Genomic DNA, 21875 nt, shown 5'->3' on the forward strand with positions numbered 1-21875 from the left:
GTTCCTACCGATTGATTTTCTGGAAAGCTCACGCGAGCGCGCGCTCGACCGCCGCCCGGTCCGGAATCGGCGCGACCGCGCCGAAGCCTTGCGTCGAGAGCGCCGCCGCGGCATTCGCGTACTGTGCCGCCTTGAAGGGATCATCGCCCGCGACGAGCCGCGCGATGAACGCGCCGCCGAAGCAATCGCCCGCGCCGGTCGCATCGACCGCGTTGACGACACGGCCCGGCACCACGCGCCGCTCGTCGGGCGTCGCGATATAGGCGCCTTCCCTGCCGAGCTTCATCGCGACGACTCGGGGCCCTAGGGCGAGCAGCGTATCGACGATGGCGTCCTTGTCTTCATGCCCGGTGAGCACGGTGACGTCGTCCCAGCTCGGCAAGCAGATATCGCTCTGGCGGATCGCTTCGAGCATCACCGCGCGGGCGCGGGCGAGCGGCCAGAGCTTGAGCCGCAGGTTCGTGTCGAAGCTGACCTGCACGCCGTTGCTGCGCGCATGGTCGATGGCCGCGAACGCGGCATCGCACGCGCTCACGCCGATGGCGAGACTGATGCCCGACAGATGCACCACTTTCGCCGCCGCGATTACGTCGAGCGGCAGATGCGACGGCGCATAGCGGCTCGCCGCCGACCCCGCGCGCAGATAATCGAAGCGATGCCCGCTCGCCCCATGCGACACGAAATAGACGCCCGTCGGCGCATCGGGATCGACGCGAACAGCGGACGTATCGACGTTTTCCGCGCGCCAGAGATCGAGCAGCAGTTGCCCGAAGTGATCGTTGCCGACCGCCGACAGGAAGCCCGTCGCCGCGCCCTGCCGCGCCGCCGCGATCAAGAAATTCGACACGTCGCCGCCGAAGCCTTGCAGATAGCTCGGCTCGTCACGTCTGGACTGATTGAACTCGATCATCGCCTCGCCGAGCGCGAGGATGTGCGGCGTAACGGGCGTGTGGGGCGTCGGGAGCGCCATCGCTTAGACCTCGCCCCAGAGATCATGGCCGTCCGCGCCGGTGATCTTCACCGAGACGAAGTCGCCCGCCTTGTAACGCTTCGACGCTTTCGTCGGCGGCGCGATGTACACGACACCGTCGATTTCCGGCGCATCCGCCGCCGTTCGCCCGATGCCGCCTTCCGCGCCAATTTCATCGACGAGCACTTTCAGCGTCTTGCCGACCTTCTTCTTCATGCGCTTCGCCGACAATTCCTCGGCCAGTTCCATGAAACGCGCGCGGCGTTCCTCGCGCACCTCGTCGGGCAGCGCGCCGTCGAGTTCGTTGGCCGTGGCGCCTTCGACCGGCGAATACGCGAAGCAGCCGACGCGGTCCAGATCCGCTTCCTCGATGAAGTCGAGCAGCGTCTGGAACTGCTCCTCCGTCTCACCCGGAAAGCCCGCGATGAACGTGCTGCGAATCGTCAGATCGGGGCACACCGCGCGCCATGCCTTCACGCGCTCCAGCACCTTTTCGGCGTTGGCCGGGCGCTTCATGCGCTTGAGCACGTCCGGATGCGCGTGCTGGAACGGCACGTCGAGATACGGCAGCACATGGCCCTTGAGCGGCCCTTCGGCCATCATCGGAATGACTTCATCGACGCTCGGGTACGGATAGACGTAATGCAGGCGCACCCACGCGCCGTACTGCGCGGCGAGTTCGCCCAGCGCGCCGACGAGTTCGGTCATGCGCGTCTTGAGCGGTTTGCCGTTCCAGAAGCCGGTGCGGTACTTCACATCGACGCCGTACGCGCTCGTGTCCTGCGAAATGACGAGCAACTCCTTCACGCCCGACTTGAACAGATTCTCGGCTTCGAGCATGACTTCGGCGACGGGACGCGAGACGAGATCGCCGCGCATCGACGGAATGATGCAGAACGTGCAGCGATGGTTGCACCCTTCGGAGATCTTCAGATACGCGTAATGCCGCGGCGTGAGCTTGATGCCGGCGGGCGGCACGAGATCGACGAACGGATCATGCGGCTTCGGCAGGTGCGCGTGCACCGCGTTCATCACTTCGTTGGTCGCATGGGGTCCAGTGACGGCGAGCACTTTCGGATGCACTTCCTCGATAAGCCCGCTGCCGCTCGCGCTCTTTTTCGCGCCGAGACAGCCGGTCACGATGACCTTGCCGTTTTCGCTGAGCGCCTCGCCGATGGCGTCGAGGCTTTCCTGCACGGCTTCGTCGATGAAGCCGCAGGTGTTGACGACGACGAGGTCGGCGCCGTCGTAGCTGCCCGAGATCTGATAACCCTCGGCGCGCAACTGGGTGATGATCTGCTCCGAATCCACCAAGGCTTTCGGGCAGCCGAGGCTGACCATGCCGATCTTCGGCGCGGAATTCGTCTTGACGATTGAATCTGGGGAATTTTTCACGGGAACTGTCGGATGAGGGGCGTCGTCGGACGCACGAGGCCAATCCCGTATTTTACCCCGGAGCATGCAGAGCGCCGTCCGGGGCCGTTCGCGCGAAGCAGACGCCCGCTTTCCCTACTTTTTTTCCCCGGACGGCGCGGTCGGCGTCGGGAACGGAAACGTGTTGAACATCGTTTTCGCCTGAGTCTGCATCTGCTCCTGCATCTGCACGAACATGTTCTTCGACTGCTCGATATAGCTCGTCATCATGCCCTGCATCATCGGGGCCTGCATGTTCATGAACTGCGACCAGACTTCCGGATTGAGCGCGTTGCCGTCGTAGATGCCCTTGCTTTGCTCCGAGAGCTTTTGCTGGATGTCGATGAACGCCTGGATGTTCTTCTCCAGATACGTGCCCATCATGCCCTGCATGGCGTGGCCGTAGAAGCGGATGATCTGCGAGAGCATCACCGACGAAAACATCGGCAAGCCGCCGCTCTCTTCTTCCAGAATGATCTGCAGAAGGATGCTGCGCGTCAGGTCGTCGTTGGACTTGGCGTCGAGCACCTTGAAGTCTTCCTGATCGAGCACGAGCTGCTTCACGTCGGACAACGTGATGTAGGTGCTCGTCTCCGTGTCATAGAGCCGCCGGTTCGGATATTTTTTGATGAGTCGTTCGGCGGATTTCTTTGTAGTAGTCGTGGTGGTCATTGAACGCCTTCAAAACGCGAGACTTTACTGCGATGGCAGCATGCATGTCTTGCGTTGTCGCAAAAAAGCGTTGCTGCTGGTTCGCCGCATCGTTGATGTATCCGGCAAGCAGCGTCCGCCGGCGCGAGCGCCCCATGCGCTCCGCCGGCGATCGCGGCCCGTCAGCCCATGTGCAGTCCACCGTTGAGCGAGAAATCCGCCCCGGTGGAAAAACCCGATTCCTCCGACGCAAGCCACGCGACGATCGAGCCGATTTCATCCGGCGTGCCCAGACGCCGCACGGGAATGGTCGCGACGATCTTCTCGAGCACTTCCGGACGGATCGACTTCACCATGTCCGTGCCGATATAGCCCGGCGACACCGTGTTGACCGTCACGCCCTTGGTCGCCACTTCCTGCGCGAGCGCCATCGTGAAGCCGTGAATGCCGGCTTTCGCCGTCGAATAGTTCGTCTGGCCGAACTGGCCTTTCTGGCCGTTCACCGACGAAATATTGATGACGCGGCCCCAGCCGCGCTCGACCATGCCGTCGATCACCTGCTTCGTGACGTTGAAGAGGCTCGTCAGGTTTGTGTCGATGACCGCGGTCCAGTCCTCGTGCGTCATCTTGCGGAACACGACGTCGCGCGTGATGCCCGCGTTGTTCACGAGCACGTCGACTTCGCCGACTTCGGCCTTCACCTTGTCGAACGCGTTCTTGGTCGATTCCCAATCGCCGACGTTGCCCTCGGAGGCAATGAAGTCGAAGCCGCGCGCCTTCTGGTCTTCGAGCCATTTCACCCGGCGCGGAGAGTTCGGCCCGCAGCCCGCGACGACCGTGAAGCCGTCCTTGAGCAGCCGCTGGCAAATGCTGGTGCCGATGCCGCCCATCCCGCCGGTTACATACGCTACGCGCTTCGTCATGCTCGACTCCCTTTTCGTTGTGTGGTGGCGCCCGACAGCGCCGCCCGCTTGTCCCTTTCTTTATCCGATGCCGCCTTGCAACCGCTCGCAACCGCTTGCAACCGCGTGCAGCCGCTGACCGCTTTACGGCCGCTCGACCGCCAGCGCGACGCCCATGCCGCCGCCGATGCACAGCGACGCCAGGCCCTTCTTCGCGTCGCGCTTCTGCATTTCGTGCAGCAGCGTGACCAGAATGCGGCAGCCCGATGCGCCGATCGGATGGCCGATCGCAATCGCGCCGCCGTTCACGTTGATCTTTTCCTGGTTCCAGCCCATCTGTTTGTGCACGGCGAGCGCCTGCGCGGCGAACGCTTCGTTGATCTCCATCAGATCGAGATCGTCGACGCTCCAGCCCGCGCGCTCCAGACAGCGTTTGGACGCCGGCACGGGGCCCATGCCCATCACTTTCGGATCGACGCCCGCGCTCGCGTACGCCTTGATGCGCGCGAGCGGCGTAAGACCGAGCGCCTCGGCCTTTTTAGCCGACATCACGACGACCGCCGCCGCGCCGTCATTGATGCCCGATGCGTTCGCCGCCGTTACCGTGCCTTCCTTCGAGAACGCGGGCTTGAGACCCGACAGGGCTTCGGCGGTGACTCCGTGGCGCACGAATTCGTCGGTGGCGAACTGGATCGGCTCGCCTTTGCGCTGCGGAATCGACACCGGCACGATTTCGTCGTTGAAGCGGCCGGCCTTCTGCGCGGCTTCCGCCTTGTTTTGCGACAGCGCCGCGAACGCGTCCTGCGCTTCGCGTGTGATGCCGTATTCCTTCGCGACGTTTTCCGCCGTCGTGCCCATGTGGTAGTTGTTATAAACGTCCCACAGGCCATCGACGATCATCGAATCGATCAGCTTCGCATCGCCCATGCGGAAGCCGTCGCGCGAGCCCGGCAGCACGTGCGGCGCCGCGCTCATGTTCTCCTGGCCGCCCGCGACGACGATTTCCGAATCGCCCGCGATGATCGCGTTGGCCGCGAGCATCACCGCCTTGAGGCCGGAGCCGCAGACCTTGTTGATCGTCATGCCCGGGACCATGTCCGGCAAGCCGGCCTTGATCACCGACTGACGCGCCGGGTTCTGACCCGAGCCCGCCGTCAGCACCTGACCGAGAATGACTTCGCTCACCTGCTCGGGCTTCAGGCCCGCGCGCTCGAGCACCGCGCGAATTACCGTTGCGCCCAGTTCCGGCGCCGCGATTTTCGCCAGCGACCCGCCGAATTTGCCGACCGCTGTGCGCGCGGCCGATACGATCACTACGTCAGTCATTTCCGTTTCCTTTGGCATCGAATGTTAGAGCGGTTTGCCTGCGGCTGATTCGTTCGCCTCGATCAACTGTCGCGCTGCAGGACGTAACGGCCGGGCGCCGCCTCGATCACAGGATAATCCTTCGAGCCGAGCCCTGCGCTCGCCTTCTGCTGCTCGCCGGACTGCTTCGCGAGCCACTGCGTCCATGTCGGCCACCAGCTGCCGGGATGCTCGCTCGCGGCGTCGAACCAGGCGTCGGCGGTCTCGGGCAGGCGCTCGCCGGCGCTGTCCAGCATCCAGAAACTGCGCTTGTTCTTCGATGGCGGATTGATCACGCCCGCGATGTGTCCCGATGCGCCGAGCACGAACGTCTGCGGCCCGGACAGCAGCGGCGCCGAAGCATACGCCGACTTCCACGGCACGATATGGTCTTCGCGTGAACCGTAGATGAAGGTCGGCGTCGTGATGGTCGACAGATCGATGGGCACGCCGAGCACCGTCAACGCGCCCGGTTCGCGCAGCTTGTTCTCCAGATACGTGTTGCGCAGATACCAGACGCACATCGGACCGGGCAGGTTCGTCGAATCGCTGTTCCAGAAGAGCAAGTCGAACGCTTGCGGCGTGCGGCCCTTGAGATAGTTATCGACGACGTAGTTCCACACCAGATCGTTCGGGCGCAGATACGAGAACGTATTGGCGAACTCGATGCCGCGCATGAGTCCGGGCGGCGCGCCGTTCTTGCCGCCGATCGCCTGCTCGCGCATCGCCACGTGCGCCTCGTCGACGAAAACGTCGAGCACGCCGGTGTCGGTGAAGTCGAGCATCGACGTGAGCAGCGTCAGCGACGCGGCGGGCTCGTTGCCGCGCGCTTTCTCGACGGCGAGCGCGGTTGCAAGCAGCGTCCCGCCGATGCAGAAGCCGAGCGTGTTGATCTTGTCCGCGCCGGAGATGTCGCTAACAGCGCGAATGCCCTGAATCACGCCTTCACCGACGTAATCGTCCCAGGTCTTGTGAGCAATGGACTGGTCCGCATTGCGCCACGAGATCAGGAACACCTGCTGGCCGGATTCGAGCGCATGACGCACGAGCGAGCCTTCCGGCGAAAGATCGAGGATATAGAACTTGTTGATGCAAGGCGGCACGATCAGAAGCGGCCGTGCGTAGACCTTCGGCGCGAGCGGCTTGTACTGAATGAGCTGCATGAGCTCGTTCTCGTACACGACCGCGCCTTCGGTCGTCGCGACGTTCTTGCCGATGGCAAACACCGATTCGTCCGACTGCGAAATCTTGCCGCGCTGCATGTCGTTGAGCAGGTTCAGCATGCCCTGACGCAGGCTTTCGCCCTTGCTTTCGATGAGCGCCTTCTGTGCTTCGGGATTGAGCGCGAGGTAGTTGCTCGGCGCGGCGGCGGCGGCCCACTGCTGCACGGCGAAGCGAATGCGCTCGCGCGTCTTCGGATCGCTCTGCACGGCATCGGCGAGTTCCTGAAGATAGCGCGCGTTCAGCAGATACCACGCGGCCGTGAACGCGAACGCGGGCGTCGATTGCCACGCGGTGTCCTTGAAGCGCCGGTCCTTGAGCGCCGAAGGATCGATGCTCTGCCCGCTCGCCTGCTTCATGAGATCGCCGACATCGCGCGCGTAGTCGCTTTGCAGCTGATGCAGGCGCTCGGGCGCAATGGCCGCGGTCGGGATCTTCGGCAAGGTCGGCAGACCCTGCATCGCCGCGCCGAAACCCGGCATGCTGCTCGCGAGCTTCGCGAATTCGGCGAGACCGTTCATCTTCGACAGGTCCGGCATCTGTGGCATGCTCGCGATGGTGGGGAATGCGGTCGGGAAGCCGCCCGGAAACGCGCCCGGCAGACCGCCGAAACCCTGGAACGGAAAACCGCCGAATGCGGCCGAAGGCGACGCGCCGCCGTCCGATGACGAGCCGTCAGCCGCCGGATTCGTCTGTTGAGTGAATTTCGCCCACTGCGCCGGATCGGCGACGGCGCGCCAGGCGTTCAACCATTGCTCGAACGCCTGCTGAACGCCTGCCGGGTTGTCGGCTGCTGGCTGCGCCGGGGTGCTGTCTTCGGCGGTACTGGAGCGGGAAGATGAGGAAGATGTTTTGGAAGCCATACCCGCCTTTGACCTCTGAGTCTCGAAAGACTGATTGCTGATGCAGGCATTGCCGGGCCGTTTCGGCCAGCGCGCGAAAGTATGGGTGCGCCTTTGCGCGCCGGGCAGAAGTCGCCCTCGCTACGCCGTGCCCGATTGAACACATTCTGGGAACATTCTTGCGCTTGGGCGCCAAGCATGTCAATGCTTCGTCCCGATTTTGCCGCAGTGCGATGTTTTTATAATTATCGTTTTCCCCCATGAAAGAAATGCCTGTTTGCCGCGCATTTCCGGGCGTCCGGCAAAGCGGCTTCCGAATCAATCGGCGAGCCAGATCATCGCGGCCATGCGGCCTGTCACGCGGTCGCGCCGGTAGGAATAGAAGCGCGATTTTTCCGTCACGGTGCAATGCGTGCCGCCGTGAATGCGGGCGGCCTCGATACCGATTTCCGTCAGACGCAAGCGCGCGAGCGCGTAAATATCGGCGAAGTATTTGCCCGGCGTGCCGGCTGCCCTGAATGCGGCTGCGGTCGCATCGCGGCGATCCGCTCCGCTCGCCGCGACGAAGGCTTCGAGCACGTCTTCGCCGACTTCGAACGCGTCCGGTCCGATCGCCGGTCCGAGATACGCGTTGAGTGTCGATGCCGGGGCGCCCGCGAGCGCCGCGACGCGCTCGCCCGTCTTCTCGACGATACCGCCCGAAAGCCCGCGCCAGCCGGCATGCGCCGCACCGACGGCACGCCCATCGTCATCGCAGAACAGCACGGGCAGGCAGTCCGCCGTCATCACGACGCACACGATGCCCGGCTGATCGGTCACGCTAGCGTCGGCGCGCGTCGGTCCCGAAGCGCGCGCCTCGATGACGGCGTGCGCGTCCTCGACCTGCGTGCCGTGGACCTGTTCGAGCCACGCGGCATCGCGCGCGCCCGTGAGCGACAGCGCGCGGCGGCGGTTCTCCTGCACGGCAGCGGGCGCGTCGCCGGTCGAAAGGCCCAGGTTCAGGCCGCCCGCTTGCGGCGCGCCGCCGTCATACGGCGCGTCGCTCACGCCGCCCGCGCGCGTCGTCACGAATGCGCCAACGCGCGGCGCGACGCGCCATTGCGGCCAGAGGCAGTGTTTCGGGTCCAATGCGTGCGCCTGCGTCGCGTGTGAGCCGGTCATGCTTCGTCGTCCTCGTAATCGTCGGCTTCGTCGCCTTCGTCGTCTTCCTTGCTTTCGTCCCAGTCTTCGTCCGCCTCGTAGACCTGCACGAATTCTTCTTCGTCGTCGAACTCCGCTTCGTCGTCGCGGCCGAATCCGAGCTCGGCGGCGAGCGCCGTCATATCGTCGGGCACGTCGGCGCGCCAGTGCACCGCCTTGCCCGTCAGCGGATGAATCAGGCCGAGCCGCCACGCATGCAGCGCCTGCCGCGCGAAGCCGTCCGGCAGCGGCGTCACCGACCGCTTGCCGCGCGCGCGCCCGTAGACCGGATCGCCCAGAAGCGGATGACCGACGTGCGCGCAATGCACGCGAATCTGGTGCGTGCGGCCCGTTTCGAGATCGCAATGAATGGCGCTCACCGGCTGGCTTTGCCACGTCGTGCGGTCGATGGTGCGAAAGTGCGTGCGCGCCGGTTTGCCCGCCGCGCTCTGCACCACCGCCATGCGCGTGCGTTCGCGCGGATCGCGGCCGATGGGCGCGTCGATGGTGCCGTCGTCCGGCATCCTGCCCCACACGAAAGCGACGTAACGGCGCTTGACCGTGCGCGCCTGCAACTGACGCACGAGGTCCGTTTGCGCTTCGAGCGTGCGCGCGACGACCATCAGCCCCGACGTCTCCTTGTCCAGCCGATGCACGATACCCGCGCGCGGCAGGCCGGCGGCGGCACTGCCGTATCGGTGAAGCAGGCCGTTGAGCAGCGTGCCGCTCCAGTTTCCGGCCGCAGGATGCACAACCATGCCGGCGGGCTTGTTGATGACGGCGAGCGCCTCGTCTTCATACACGATGTCGAGCGGCACCGGCTCGGGCGTGAAAGCGAGCTGCTCGGGCAGCAGATCCGGGACGAGCGAAATGGTCGCGCCGAGCGGCACGGGCTGGCGCACTTTCGCGCTCGCGCCATCCACGAGCACGCGACCTTCCTCGATCCAGCTTTGCAGGCGGCTGCGCGAAAACTCGGGAAAAACCTTGGCGAGCACCTTGTCGAGCCGGTCGCCCGCGAGTTCGTCGGGCACGCGCGCCGTGCGCGGCGCATCGGCGCTTGCCTGCTGGCCCGCGCCGCCTTGCGATTCGGGCAAAGCCGCGTCGTCGCGGGTAGCGCATGGGCTATAATCTTCGAGTTGGTCTTTGGTACGACGAGTACTTGAGCGGGTCATTTGAACGAGAGATTGACGGGAAGCCGGCCACGGCGTCGATCGAAGCCTGCCGCCTGACGAGTCGCCACGCGCAGGCGTTGCGAACCGCGTAACGATGCGATCGTCCGAGCCGCGCGCCGTGCGAAAAGACTGCATCTGAAGCACCGCTGGACACAGTTGGAAATCAGCCGAAAGGCAAGCCAAGAAGCAAGCCGAGTATCGAGCCAAGAATCAAGCCGGAAATCAGCCCAGGAAATGCAAGCACTGATGCGAGCCTTCAACACCATTCATCAAGCGATGCAGCGATCGATCAAGTATCTGGCGCTGGCCGCAAGCGTCGCCATTGTCACGGCCTGCCACGGCCTGCCCGAGAAGACCGACGAAACGGCAACGTGGAATAACAACAAATTATATACGGAGGCCCAGGACGCGCTATCCGGCAGCGACTGGGGCAAGTGCGCCAAGTATTTCGAGGCGCTCGAAGGTCGCGACCCGTTCGGCCACTTCGCGCAGCAGGCTCAGATCAACGTCGCGTACTGCGACTGGAAGGACGGTGAAACCGCCTCGGCGGATCAGGCCATCGACCGTTTCATCCGGCTGCACCCGGATCATCCGGATATCGCGTATGCGCACTATCTGAAGGGCATGATCCACTTCAACGACGACCTCGGTCTCTTCGGCCGCTTCTCCGGCCAGGACATGAGCGAGCGCGATCCAAAGTCGCTGCGCGAGTCGTATGACGCGTTCAAGGTGGTCGTCGACAAGTATCCGCAAAGCAAGTACGCACCGGACGCCGCGCAGCGCATGCGCTATATCGTGAACGCGCTGGCGTCGCACGAAGTGCATGCCGCGGATTACTACTATCGCCGCGGCGCGTACGTGGCCGCGATTAACCGGGCGCAGCTCGCGATTCGCGAGTACAAGAACGCCCCGGCGACCGAAGACGCGCTGCACATCATGATGATGTCGTATCAGAAGCTCGATCAGCCGCAACTCGCCGACGACACCAAGCGCGTGCTCGCGGCAACCTTCCCGGACAGCCCGTATGTCACCGGCAAGCGCCGCGCGGGCACGGACAAGCCCTGGTATCAGATCTGGTAAGCCATACCGGACCGCCGGCGCCCGCATTCTGTGCGCCGGCTCCTTCCCGAAGGGCGTTGAATCGCCCTATTTTTTGCCATTTGGCAACAAAAATTAGCAATCCTCAGGGTCATCTCAGCCAATGCGGTCGAGCGGCGGGCCCTTGTCGCAACACGTTTTTGCAAGAGATCAGCATGGCGGTAACGGTTGCGCGCGCTCAGCGCGACACATTTCTCGACACGATGGATGCACTGCTGCCCTGGCCGAGCCTGTGCGCGATCGTGGAGCCGGACGGGCAGGCGCACGCCGACACCGAGCGCATGGTGCGAATCTGCCTGCTGCAAAGCTGGTTCGCTCTGTCGGATCGCGATTGCGAAGACGCGCTCATCGACAGCATCGGCTTGCAGCGATTCGCCAGGCTCGACGCCGAGCGCGGCACCTTTCCTGATGCGCAAGCCATCCAGCGGTTTCGCAGCGGCTTGCAGTCGCGGCGGCTGGCGCAGCCGTTGGCAGCCGAAGTGAACCGCGTGCTTGCAGCGAACGGCATTCGCATCAAGCCGGGCGCGATCGTCAACGCGCGCATCTTCGCGGACAGGCCGGTCCGGCGCGACGTAAGCGCGTCCAGCGTCATCGCCAATCATGCCGCCGCGCCGCCGAGCTTCGGCAGCGCGTACGGCCGTCAATCGATGCACGTCCGTCTCGCGCGCAAGACCGCAAGCGCCGCATCGGCCGAGCGCGCCGCGCGGCTCGCTCAGGCCATCTTCAACGTGCGCAGCATCACTGAAGGCTAGTCGGCCATTTCCACCGCCGAGTTGCGCGAATCGCTGAAAAACGCGCGCACGACGTCCAGTTCGCGCGTGCGCTTGAACGGCGGAAGACTTTGCCAGATGCGTCGTCCGTACGGTTTGTCGACGAGGCGCGTGTCGCAGATCATCAGCACGCCGCGATCCGTTTCCGCGCGAATCAGACGGCCCGCGCCCTGCTTCAACGTGATGACCGCCTGCGGCAACTGATGCACCGCGAACGGGCTCAGCCCTTTCTTCGTGAGCGCATCGAGCCGCGCGGCGAGCACCGGATCGTCCGGCGGCGCGAACGGCAGTTTGTCGATGACCACGAGCGAGAGCGCATCGCCGCGCACATCGACGCCCTCCCAGAAGCTCTGGCTGCCGACCAGAATCGCGTTGCCATACGCACGGAAACGGTCGAGCAATTCGGTGCGGCTCGCATCGCCCTGAACCAGCAGCGGGTTCTGCCAGCCGCGCCGCTCGATCACATCGCGCAGCCGCGCCGAAATGCGATCGACCGCGCGCAGCGTCGTGCACAGCACGAACGCACCGCCGCCCGCCGCTTCGATCACCGGAAGCGCAGCATCGAAAACAGCATCCGTGAATTGCGGCGACGACGGCTGCGGCAGATTGCGCGGCACGTACAGAAGCCCTTGCGTCGGATAGTCGAACGGGCTCGGCAGCGTCATCGAGCGGCGGGCGTTCAATCCCATTTGCGCCGCGTAGTGCGTGAAGTCGCCGCGCACCGAGAGCGTCGCCGACGTGAAGATCCACGCACGCGGCACGCCCGCGCGCTGCTTCGCGAAGATCGGCGCCACGGAAAGCGGCGTCTCGTGCAACTGCACCGTGTGCGAGAACACCTCGATCCAGCGCACCATTTCGTTAGGCTCCTTCTTCGCCGTTTCTTGCGCGGTGTCCTCGTCGTCCGCGACGGCGCGTTCGAGCGGCGTCGGCGGCGTCGTCCAGCCCGCGAGCAGGTCCTGCAACTCGCGAGCGCGACGCACCAGCGCCTGCAGCGATTCGGCGCGCTCCGCATGCGACGACAACGCCGCCGCCAGCGCATCGAGATGCGTTTCGAGGGTATCGAGCGCCTCGAAGAGCGGATGCCCGTCCGGAAGCTGGCCGAGCGAAAAGCGCGCCGAGTCTTCCTTGAACGCGAGCCGCAGGTCGCGCGCCGCGCGCTCCAGCGCCGCGCCGAGCTTGGTCCAGTCCGCAGCGTCGCGCGCGTGGCTCAGGCCCTCCGCGACGGTGTCGCGCGCCAGTTCGAGCAGTTGCGTCGTGGAAAGCGTCTCGCCGAAGAATAGCGTTGCCGTTTCGGGCAACTGATGCGCCTCGTCGAAGATGATGGTGTTGGCCATCGGCAGCAATTCGGCCATGCCGGTATCGCGCAGCATCACGTCCGCGAAGAACAGATGGTGATTCACCACCACGATATCCGCCTGCTGCGCCTCCTTGCGCGCCTGCATCACAAAGCAGTCCTTGTAGTGCGGGCAGTCCTGACCGAGGCAGTTGTCGCGCGTGGACGTGACCATCGGCCAGACGGGCGAATTCTCGGGCACGCTCGCGAGTTCGGCCTTGTCGCCGGTGCGCGTGATTTTCGCGAAGCGCACGATCTCCTGCAGATGCGACGTGTCCTGCCGCGACGGCAGCCGGCCGTTGTCGGCGGTGCGCTCCAGATAGTAATGGCAGAGGTAATTCGCGCGGCCCTTGAGCATCGCGACCGACACCGGCACGGCGAGCGCGTCGCGCACGGTCGGGATGTCGCGCTGGAAAAGCTGATCCTGCAAATGCTTGGTGCCGGTCGAGACGATGACCTTGCCGCCCCATAACATGGCCGGCACGAGATACGCGTAGGTCTTGCCCGTGCCGGTGCCGGCCTCGACGATCAGCGTGTTCTCGCCGCCGTCGATGGCGGCCTTCGCGGTGGCGATGCCGACGTCATCGGCCGTTGCTTCGTCGGGCGCATATGGCTTGTCCGACGGCCCGAGCTTGCGCGCGGGACGCCGTTGCGCCTCGAACATCGCGGGCTCGGGCATGGCGCGGCCGGACGCTTCCATCGCGGCGGCGACCGAGCGCGCCATGTCGATCTGCGATGCGCGCGGCCGATAGCCGTCGATGGCGCGCGCGAGCAGGCCATCGGCGGAGAAGATCGCATCGAGTTCGACGCTGCGTTTGTTCGTCAGCGCGAGCGGCGCGCTCACGGCATCGGACGGTTGGGCGGGAGAGTTCAAGGGGAGCTAGATCCTGCGAATGCTGCGGGTTTCGTGCCAAGCGCCACGCGCGCTGGCGCCTGGTGCGCCGGCGGTTTTTTCCGCGCCGCGCGGCGGGCGGCTCTAGTGCGGGTCCGTGTCCAGCTGCAATTGCAGCAGGAGTATGGTGTCTTTCACCTTGAGCTTGCGCTTCTTCAAGCGCCGCAGCTCGAGGTCGTCGATGCCGGACAGTTTGTCGATGAGCGTGTCCAGACCGCGATGCTCGTCCTGCAACTGCGCGATCCGGTCGCGGATCATGCCGGCATCCACGGCGGTGTGTCGGGGTGCGTTCAAGCGTTGCTGCATGCTCGCCTCCTTTCCCGGGACACGCGCCCGGCCCGGTGGTCGCGCCGACGCGGCGCTACTTGCCTTGCTGCTGTTGTTGCTGTTGCTGTTGCTGTTGCTTCAACTGGTCCTGCTGCGCCTGCTGTGCTTTTTCCTGCTGCTTGCGGGCGGCTTCCTTCTGACGCGCCTCGACTTCCGCGCGATGCTGCGCGGCTTCCTGCTGCTTCTGTTCGAATCGCTGCGCCTTCTGCTCGCGCTCCTGCGCGTCCTGCACGCCGCGCGCGCGGGCGTCGTCCAGTTTCTTCTGGTAGTCCGCCTGCTTCTGGTCGAACGCCTTCTGGTTCGCCGCGCGCTGCGGCGCTTCCGCGTTGCGTTGCGCGGCGGCGAGCGCGTTCTGGCGCTGCTTGTCTTCGTACGCCTGCTGGTTCGCGCGTTCGTTGGCCGCGCGTTGCGGCGCTTCGGCGTCGTATTGCGCCTGCTTGAGCGCCGTCTGCCGGTCGCGCTCCTGCACGCGTTCGGCGCGTTGTTCGTCGTTCAGTGCGAGCTGCTCCTGCCGGATTTGCTGGCGCGTCTCGCGCATTTCCGTGCGCGCATTGTCGAGACAATGGTTCACGAAGAACTTGCTGTAGCAGTCGTGCTGCTTCACGCCGTAGCGGTAGTCGTTCTCCGACGTGCGTTGGTCGAGCACCTTCTGGCGCCGCTCGTAGCCGGCTCGCGCGGCGGCGTCCGCGTTGCTGTCGGCGTTGCCCGACGTGCTTTGAGACGCATCGAGCGGCTGCGTGCTCACCGCGGCCGTCGGGTCGATGGGCCTCGGCGTCTGAGCGTTCGCATGCTGCGGCAAGACGGCGGCGAGCGCGCATATCGACGATGCGGCCACCGCCATCGGCGCGAGCTTCGTAAGGCGAAAGTTGAGCAAATTGATGAACGGCAACGTGATAAGGAATCAGGTGCGCGAAGGTGGAAAACGGGCTTGCGCGGTCCCGAAATTCTATCACCGCGCGCCGGAGCCCTCCGGCATTTATGGCAAAATGCCCCGCTCAGTAACCCGGCCCATCACTCGTCGCAGCGCCCGGTGACACGTCCGCGCCGCCCGCTCACGCACGGCGCGCACGGCTCCTTCGCCACCGCGCACGACGAGCCAGCAGACAGCGCAATCATGACGGAAACCGTAGCACTCAAGATCGTACAGCGCATTGCCACCGAGCTCACCGTGCAGCCGCGCCAGGTCGCCGCCGCCGTGCAGCTTCTCGACGAAGGCTCGACTGTCCCGTTCATCGCCCGGTATCGCAAGGAAGTCACCGGCAATCTCGACGACACGCAACTGCGCACGCTCGAAGAGCGCCTCTTCTATCTGCGCGAACTGGAGGACCGGCGCGCGGCGATTCTGCAGAGCATCGACGAGCAAGGCAAGCTGAGCGACGAACTGCGCGGCGCGATCGAAGGCGCCGACAGCAAGCAGGTGCTCGAAGACCTCTATCTGCCGTATAAGCCCAAGCGCCGCACGCGCGCCCAGATCGCGCGCGAAGCCGGGCTCGAACCGCTCGCTCAGGCGCTGCTCGCGGATCCCACGCTCGATCCGCACACCGAAGCCGCCAAGTTCGTGGATGCCGAGAAAGGCGTCGCGGACACCAAGGCCGCGCTCGACGGCGCGCGGGACATTCTCTCGGAGCAATTCGGAGAAACCGCCGAAATCCTGGGGAAGCTGCGCGACTATCTGTTCAATCAGGGGCTCGTGATGTCGCGGGTGGTGGACGGCAAGGAAGGCGAAGAAGGCGAGAAATTCCGCGACTACTACGACTACAGCGAGACCGTGCGTACCGTGCCGTCGCATCGCGCGCTCGCGCTCTTTCGCGGCCGCAATGCGGGCGTGCTGTCGGTGAAATTGGGGCTGGGCGAAGAACTCGATACACAAGTGCCGCATCCGTGTGAAGCGATGATCGCGCAACACGTCGGGATCGCGAATCGCAACCGCGCGGCCGACAAGTGGCTCTCCGATGTCTGCCGCTGGTGCTGGCGCGTGAAGGTGCAGCCGCATATCGAAAACGAACTGCTCACGCAACTGCGCGAAGAAGCCGAACACGAAGCGATCCGCGTGTTCGCGCGCAATCTGAAAGACTTGCTGCTGGCCGCGCCCGCGGGTCCGAAGGCCGTGATCGGTCTCGATCCGGGGTTGCGCACCGGCGTGAAGGTGGCGGTCGTCGATCGCACCGGCAAGCTCCTCGCCACCGATACGATCTACCCGCACGAACCCCGCCGCGACTGGGACGGCTCGCTTGCGAAGCTCGCGCGGATCGCGCGCGAGACGAAGGCCGAGCTTATTTCCATCGGCAACGGCACGGCGTCGCGTGAAACCGACAAGCTCGCGAGCGAGCTCATCGCGAAACACCCGGACCTGAAGCTGCAAAAGATCGTGGTGTCGGAAGCGGGCGCGTCCGTGTATTCGGCGTCCGAACTCGCGGCGAAGGAATTCCCCGAGCTGGACGTGTCGCTGCGCGGCGCGGTGTCGATCGCGCGGCGGCTGCAAGACCCGCTCGCGGAACTCGTGAAGATCGAGCCGAAGGCCATCGGCGTCGGCCAGTATCAGCATGACGTGAATCAACGCGAACTAGCGCGATCGCTCGATGCCGTCGTCGAAGACTGCGTGAATGCGGTCGGCGTCGATGCGAACACCGCGTCCGTCGCCCTGCTCGCCCGCGTGTCGGGCCTGAACGCGACGCTCGCGCGCAATATCGTCGACTATCGCGACGCGAACGGACCGTTCCCCTCGCGCGAGCATCTGCGCCGAGTGCCGCGTCTCGGCGACAAGACGTTCGAGCAGGCGGCGGGCTTTTTGCGCATCAACAACGGCGAGAATCCGCTCGACCGCTCGTCGGTGCACCCGGAGGCGTATCCGGTGGTTCAGCGCATTCTCGCGAAGATCAACAAGCATGTCGGCGATGTGCTCGGCAAGCGCGAGGCGCTCGCGGGGCTGTCGCCGGCCGAGTTCGTCGACGATCGCTTCGGTCTGCCGACCGTGCGCGACATTCTCGTGGAGCTGGAGAAGCCGGGCCGCGATCCGCGCCCCGAGTTCAAGACTGCGACATTCCGCGAAGGTATCGAAAAGATTTCGGATCTCGCGCCGGGCATGGTGCTCGAAGGCGTGGTGACGAACGTCGCGGCGTTCGGCGCGTTCGTCGATATCGGCGTGCATCAGGACGGCCTCGTCCACGTGTCGGCCATGTCGACCAAGTTCATCAAGGACCCGCACGAAGTCGTGAAAGCCGGTCAGGTGGTGAAGGTCAAGGTGCTGGAAACGGACGTCAAGCGCCAGCGGATTTCGCTGACCATGCGCCTCGACGACGACTTCGCGCCGGCATCGACGGGGAACGCGGGTTCGCCGGCGCGCGGCGGGCAAGATCGGCGTGCGGGCGGCGGCGGACGCGACGCGCGTTCGAACCAGCGCCGCGAGCCGGAAGCGGCAGGCGCCATGGCTGCGGCATTTGCGAAACTCAAACGCTAGTTCCGCTAGCCGCAAGAAAAAACCCACGCTTCATTCACGGCGTGGGTTTTTTTATGCGCGGCGCTCTCAGGCACGTTCGGGCGCGCTCAGATTTCGATCTTGGTCCCGAGTTCGACGACGCGGTTCGCCGGAATGCTGAAGAAATCGGTAGGCTTCGCGGCGTTCTGATGCATCCACGCGAACACGCGTTCGCGCCACACCGACATGCCCGGCAGTTCCGTCGGCACCACGGTTTCGCGCGCCATGAAGAACGAGGTGTCCATCAACTCGAAGGTCATCGCGTGCGTGCGCGTGATCTGCTCGAGCACGGCTTTCACGTCCGGCGTTTCGTTGAAGCCGTAGGCGGCCTTCACCAGGAAGAGCCCGCCGCTGATGTCCTTCACCTCCAGCCGATGCGCGTCGTCCACGTAGGGAATATCGCGCGTGAGAAAGTTGAGGAAAATCGTGCGTTCATGCAGCACCTTGTTGTGCTTCAGGTTGTGCAGCAGGCTCACCGGCACGAGCGAATCGCTGCCCGTCAGATAGATGGCCGTGCCCGACACGCGATGCGGCGGATGCGCGAGCAAGCCCTGCAGGAACGGCATCAGCGGGATACCGTCGGCGGCGGTGCGGTCCTTCACGATCATGCGGCCCTTGTACCAGGTCATCAGCAGGAAGAAGAGCGCCCCGCCGATGCACAGCGGCAGCCAGCCGCCCTGCTCGATCTTCAACAGGCTCGCGCCGAAGAAGCCGATGTCGATCACGAGGAACACGGCGATCATCCCGCCGACGAGAAAGCGGTTCCAGCCCCATAGGTTCGTCATGACGACGGACAGGAGAATCGTGGTCACGAGCATCGTCGCGGTCACTGCGAGGCCATAAGCGGCCGCCAGATTCTCCGAACTCTTGAAGCCGACGACGATGCACAGAATGATGAAGAGCAGCATCCAGTTGACGAGCGGAATGTAGATCTGCCCGATGGCCAGTTCCGACGTATGCAGGATCTTCATGCGCGGCACGTAGCCGAGCTGAATGGCCTGGCTGGTAAGCGAGTACGCGCCCGAAATGACGGCTTGCGAGGCGATGACGGTGGCGATCGTTGAAAGGATGACGAGCGGCAGCAGCGCCCATTCCGGCGCGAGCAGGAAGAACGGACTTTCGATGGCCTTCGGCGAGTGCATCAGGAGCGCGCCCTGCCCGAAGTAGTTGAGCAAGAGCGACGGCATCACGATGGCATACCATCCGCAGCGGATGGGCTTGGCGCCGAAGTGCCCCATGTCGGCGTAGAGCGCCTCGGCGCCCGTCAGCACCAGCACCACCGAGCCGAGCACGATATACGCTTGCAGCACATGCTCGGCCATGAAGGAAACCGCGTAGTACGGATTCAGCGCGATCAGCACGCCCGGCGTGAGCGCGATGTGATACGCGCCCAGCACGGCGAGCGTCAGGAACCATAGCAGCATGATCGGCCCGAACAGCTTGCCGACGACTGCGGTGCCGTGCCGCTGAATCCAGAACAGCATGACAAGGATGACCATCGTGATGGGAATCACGTACGGCGACAGCTTGGGCGCGGCGATCTCCAGACCCTCGACCGCCGAAATGACCGACATGGCCGGCGTGATCACCGCATCGCCATAAAACATGCACGCGCCGAAGATGCCGAGCATCATGAGCACGCCGGAGAGGCGGCCGGGATCTTTGACGCTCCGTAGCGCGAGCGTCATCATCGCGAACACGCCGCCTTCGCCGTTGTTGTCGGCACGCATCACGAAAAGCACGTATTTGATGGCGACCACCATCACGATGGCCCAGAACAGCAGGGAGATGACGCCGAGGATGGAGGCTTCGGAGAGACCGATGCCGTGCGAGGGGCTGAAGGCTTCCTTCAGCGCGTAGAGAGGACTCGTGCCGATGTCGCCGAAGACGACGCCGATGGCCGCGAGCGCAAGCGAAGGCAAAGGCTGTTTGCGCTCTTGCGCGTGAGTCAGGGTAGTCATAAAAGCGAGATATCCGTCCAGGGCGGAGAAAAACCGAACGCCATTCTATCTAACGCCGCACGCAAAAACGGCCTCTCGCATGTTGCTCATGCGCCACGAGAGACGCGACTGGAAGTTTAGCATCGCGCTCAGCACGCGTCGGCGCGCCGTGCGTGCTTTCATGCTTCCTTCGAGTGGCTTGATGCGCGCGTCACAATGAAAGCGGCCTGAAACGCAAAACGCCGTTGCGGCGGGCGAAAGCCCGGGCGCAACGGCGTGTATCGTAGAAACAAAGCGGCGTTGGCTTACGCGCGGCCGTTTTGCATGCCTCGCTTGATCCACGCGCCGAGGTTGTGCGGACGCACGGTATCCCATTCCTCGAACGGCTGATGAATCCACGGATTCGTTTCGAGAAACTGAACGTGGTAGTCGGGCTTCACCTTCGAGCACGCCTTGTACCACAGCACCGCCGAACGCACGGCCGTGATTGCCGGATAACGCTCCTTCAGGTGATCCTGCACGCGCGCGAGCGTGACGCCCGAATCGACCAGATCGTCGACGAGCAGCACGTTGCCCGACAACTCGCCGCGCGTCATGGTGATGTACTGCGCGATGTCGAGATCGCCCTGCTGCGTGCCTGCGGCTTCGCGATACGAACTCGTCGCGAGAATGGCGAGCGGCAGGTCATAGATGCGCGAAAGCTGGTCGCCCACGCGCAGGCCGCCGCGCGCGAGACACAGGATCTTGTCGAACTTCCATCCGGAGTCGTGCACGGTCAGCGCGAGCAGTTCGATCAACCGGTGATATTCGTCCCAGTTGACCCAGAGATTCTTGTCGTCGTTACGCGGGTCGGTCATCGCGATCATGGTGAGGCTCTTTCGATTGCATACTGCGGTTATATACGAAATGTGGCCGCATGAAGCGGCCACATTCTTTACAGCGTCCGGTTCAGGCCGAGGCTCGGTGGCGCTCAGACCTTGAACGGATGACGAAGCAAGATGGTTTCGTCGCGGTCCGGACCGGTCGACACCATGTCGATCGGCACGCCGGCCACTTCCTGCACGCGCGTGAGATAAGCGCGCGCATTCTCCGGCAGGCTGTCCCATTGCGTGATGCCGATGGTGCTTTCCTTCCAGCCGCCGAAGGTCTCGTAGACCGGCTCGCAGCGCGCCACTTCCGAGGCGCCGCGCGGCAGGATATCGACCGGCTTGCCGTCGAGCGTGTAGCCGACGCACAGCTTCACTTCTTCGAGGCCGTCGAGCACGTCGAGCTTGGTCATGCACAAGCCCGAAATGCCGTTGATCTGGATGGAACGGCGCAGCGCGGCGGCGTCCAGCCAGCCGGTGCGGCGCGGGCGGCCGGTGACCGACCCGAATTCCTTGCCGACGGTCGCGAGGTTCAGGCCCACCTGGTCCTGACGCTCTGCGTTGTCCGCATCGTACAGTTCGCTCGGAAACGGGCCCGAACCGACGCGCGTGCAATACGCCTTCGTGATGCCGAGAATGTAGTTGAGCTTTTGCGGTCCGACGCCCGCGCCAGCCGTCGCCGCGCCCGCGACGCAGTTGCTCGACGTGACGTACGGATACGTGCCGTGGTCGATATCGAGCAGCGTGCCTTGCGCGCCTTCGAACAGCAGATTGCGGCCAGCGTGGTTTTCGTCGTAGAGACGGCGGGAGACGTCCGTGACCATGGGCGCCAGACGGTCGGCGAAGCCGAGCATCGTGTCGAGCGTTTCCTGAAAATCGACCGCCTTCGCGCCGAGATACTGCGTCAGCACGAAGTTGTGAAAGTCGAGCACTTCGGCGAGACGTTCGGCGAAGAGCGGTGCATCGAAAAGATCCTGCACGCGCAGGCCGCGACGCGCGACCTTGTCTTCATACGCCGGGCCGATGCCGCGGCCGGTCGTGCCGATCTTGCCGGCGCCGCGCTTCGCTTCGCGCGCCTGGTCGATGGCGACGTGATACGGCAGAACCAGCGTGGCGGCTTCGGAAATGAAAAGACGCTTCGAAACGTCGATGCCCGCCGTTTCCAGTTCGTCGATTTCCTTGAAGAGCGCCTCGGGCGACAACACGACGCCATTGCCGATGTAACAGGCCGTGCCGGCGCGCATGATGCCCGACGGGATGAGGCGCAGAATGGTTTTCTTGCCGCCGATGATGAGCGTGTGCCCGGCGTTGTGACCGCCCTGGAAGCGCACGACGCCCTGGGCGTGGTCCGTCAGCCAGTCGACGATCTTGCCCTTGCCCTCATCACCCCACTGGGTGCCCACCACGACGACATTGCGCCCTGGGTTCACATTCACTGCGCTGGCAGACATGTTGATTCGTTAGCTGGTTAAAAACGTAT

Annotated in this window: 17 protein-coding genes; 3 read left to right on the top strand and 14 right to left on the bottom strand. The window is 64.5% G+C overall.

The window, feature by feature from the left end:
* Positions 1–28: 28 nt before the first annotated feature.
* From GV035_RS17770 to GV035_RS17805, 8 genes are all read right to left on the bottom strand, one after another.
* Complete coding sequence (locus tag GV035_RS17770) at positions 29–970, bottom strand: sugar kinase (RefSeq protein ID WP_159836320.1); 942 nt, start codon at positions 968–970, stop codon at positions 29–31.
* Between the two features lie 3 nt (positions 971–973).
* On the bottom strand, positions 974–2311 hold the full coding sequence (gene rimO, locus GV035_RS17775) for a 30S ribosomal protein S12 methylthiotransferase RimO (protein ID WP_201304044.1): 1338 nt from the start codon (positions 2309–2311) through the stop codon (positions 974–976).
* Positions 2312–2479: 168 nt separating this feature from the next.
* A complete protein-coding gene (gene phaR / locus GV035_RS17780) occupies positions 2480–3055 on the bottom strand; it encodes a polyhydroxyalkanoate synthesis repressor PhaR (RefSeq protein WP_159836322.1) in 576 nt (191 codons plus the stop codon).
* A gap of 161 nt (positions 3056–3216) precedes the next feature.
* Complete coding sequence (locus tag GV035_RS17785; protein ID WP_159836323.1) at positions 3217–3957, bottom strand: 3-ketoacyl-ACP reductase; 741 nt, start codon at positions 3955–3957, stop codon at positions 3217–3219.
* A 123-nt stretch (positions 3958–4080) separates the two neighbouring features.
* The gene (locus GV035_RS17790) at positions 4081–5262 is read right to left on the bottom strand and encodes an acetyl-CoA C-acetyltransferase (protein ID WP_159836324.1); all 1182 of its coding nucleotides are present in this window, start codon (positions 5260–5262) and stop codon (positions 4081–4083) included.
* Positions 5263–5324: 62 nt separating this feature from the next.
* Positions 5325–7364, bottom strand: coding sequence for a class I poly(R)-hydroxyalkanoic acid synthase (phaC, locus tag GV035_RS17795; RefSeq protein ID WP_159836325.1), 2040 nt, complete (start codon positions 7362–7364; stop codon positions 5325–5327).
* Positions 7365–7661: 297 nt separating this feature from the next.
* Positions 7662–8504: a peptidoglycan editing factor PgeF gene (gene pgeF / locus GV035_RS17800; RefSeq protein WP_159836326.1), complete on the bottom strand. Its 843-nt coding sequence runs from the start codon at positions 8502–8504 to the stop codon at positions 7662–7664.
* Positions 8501–9694: an RluA family pseudouridine synthase gene (locus GV035_RS17805; protein ID WP_159836327.1), complete on the bottom strand. Its 1194-nt coding sequence runs from the start codon at positions 9692–9694 to the stop codon at positions 8501–8503. Before GV035_RS17805 ends, pgeF begins: the two co-directional genes overlap by 4 nt.
* A 246-nt stretch (positions 9695–9940) precedes the next feature.
* Here GV035_RS17805 and GV035_RS17810 point away from each other — a divergent pair, with 246 nt between their 5' ends.
* Both GV035_RS17810 and GV035_RS17815 read left to right on the top strand, forming a co-directional pair.
* Positions 9941–10774 (top strand): outer membrane protein assembly factor BamD, encoded by an 834-nt coding sequence (locus tag GV035_RS17810; RefSeq protein WP_159836328.1) that lies wholly within the window; start codon positions 9941–9943, stop codon positions 10772–10774.
* A 173-nt stretch (positions 10775–10947) separates the two neighbouring features.
* On the top strand, positions 10948–11544 hold the full coding sequence (locus GV035_RS17815; protein ID WP_159836329.1) for a transposase: 597 nt from the start codon (positions 10948–10950) through the stop codon (positions 11542–11544).
* On the opposite strand, the gene GV035_RS17820 is transcribed toward GV035_RS17815, so the two are convergent.
* From GV035_RS17820 to GV035_RS17830, 3 genes are all read right to left on the bottom strand, one after another.
* Positions 11541–13769, bottom strand: a complete 2229-nt coding sequence (locus GV035_RS17820; protein ID WP_159836330.1) for an ATP-dependent DNA helicase — start codon at positions 13767–13769, stop codon at positions 11541–11543. The two genes, GV035_RS17815 and GV035_RS17820, sit on opposite strands and share 4 nt — an antisense overlap.
* A 102-nt stretch (positions 13770–13871) precedes the next feature.
* Positions 13872–14093, bottom strand: coding sequence for a DUF465 domain-containing protein (locus GV035_RS17825; RefSeq protein ID WP_201303996.1), 222 nt, complete (start codon positions 14091–14093; stop codon positions 13872–13874).
* Between the two features lie 55 nt (positions 14094–14148).
* Positions 14149–15003 (bottom strand): colicin transporter, encoded by an 855-nt coding sequence (locus GV035_RS17830; protein WP_236572654.1) that lies wholly within the window; start codon positions 15001–15003, stop codon positions 14149–14151.
* 225 nt (positions 15004–15228) lie between these two features.
* Here GV035_RS17830 and GV035_RS17835 point away from each other — a divergent pair, with 225 nt between their 5' ends.
* Positions 15229–17571, top strand: a complete 2343-nt coding sequence (locus GV035_RS17835; RefSeq protein ID WP_159838033.1) for a Tex family protein — start codon at positions 15229–15231, stop codon at positions 17569–17571.
* Between the two features lie 86 nt (positions 17572–17657).
* Here the strand turns inward: GV035_RS17835 and GV035_RS17840 are convergent, their stop codons facing one another.
* From GV035_RS17840 to GV035_RS17850, 3 genes are all read right to left on the bottom strand, one after another.
* Positions 17658–19550: a potassium transporter Kup gene (locus GV035_RS17840; protein WP_159836332.1), complete on the bottom strand. Its 1893-nt coding sequence runs from the start codon at positions 19548–19550 to the stop codon at positions 17658–17660.
* Positions 19551–19834: 284 nt separating this feature from the next.
* Entirely contained in the window at positions 19835–20395 is a 561-nt protein-coding gene (locus GV035_RS17845; protein WP_159836333.1) for a phosphoribosyltransferase, read from the bottom strand.
* Positions 20396–20499: 104 nt separating this feature from the next.
* Entirely contained in the window at positions 20500–21846 is a 1347-nt protein-coding gene (locus GV035_RS17850; protein ID WP_159836334.1) for an adenylosuccinate synthase, read from the bottom strand.
* Positions 21847–21875: the final 29 nt, after the last annotated feature.

Origin of the sequence: Burkholderia sp. 8Y, assembly GCF_902506145.1 — a bacterium.
Lineage (GTDB): Bacteria > Pseudomonadota > Gammaproteobacteria > Burkholderiales > Burkholderiaceae > Caballeronia.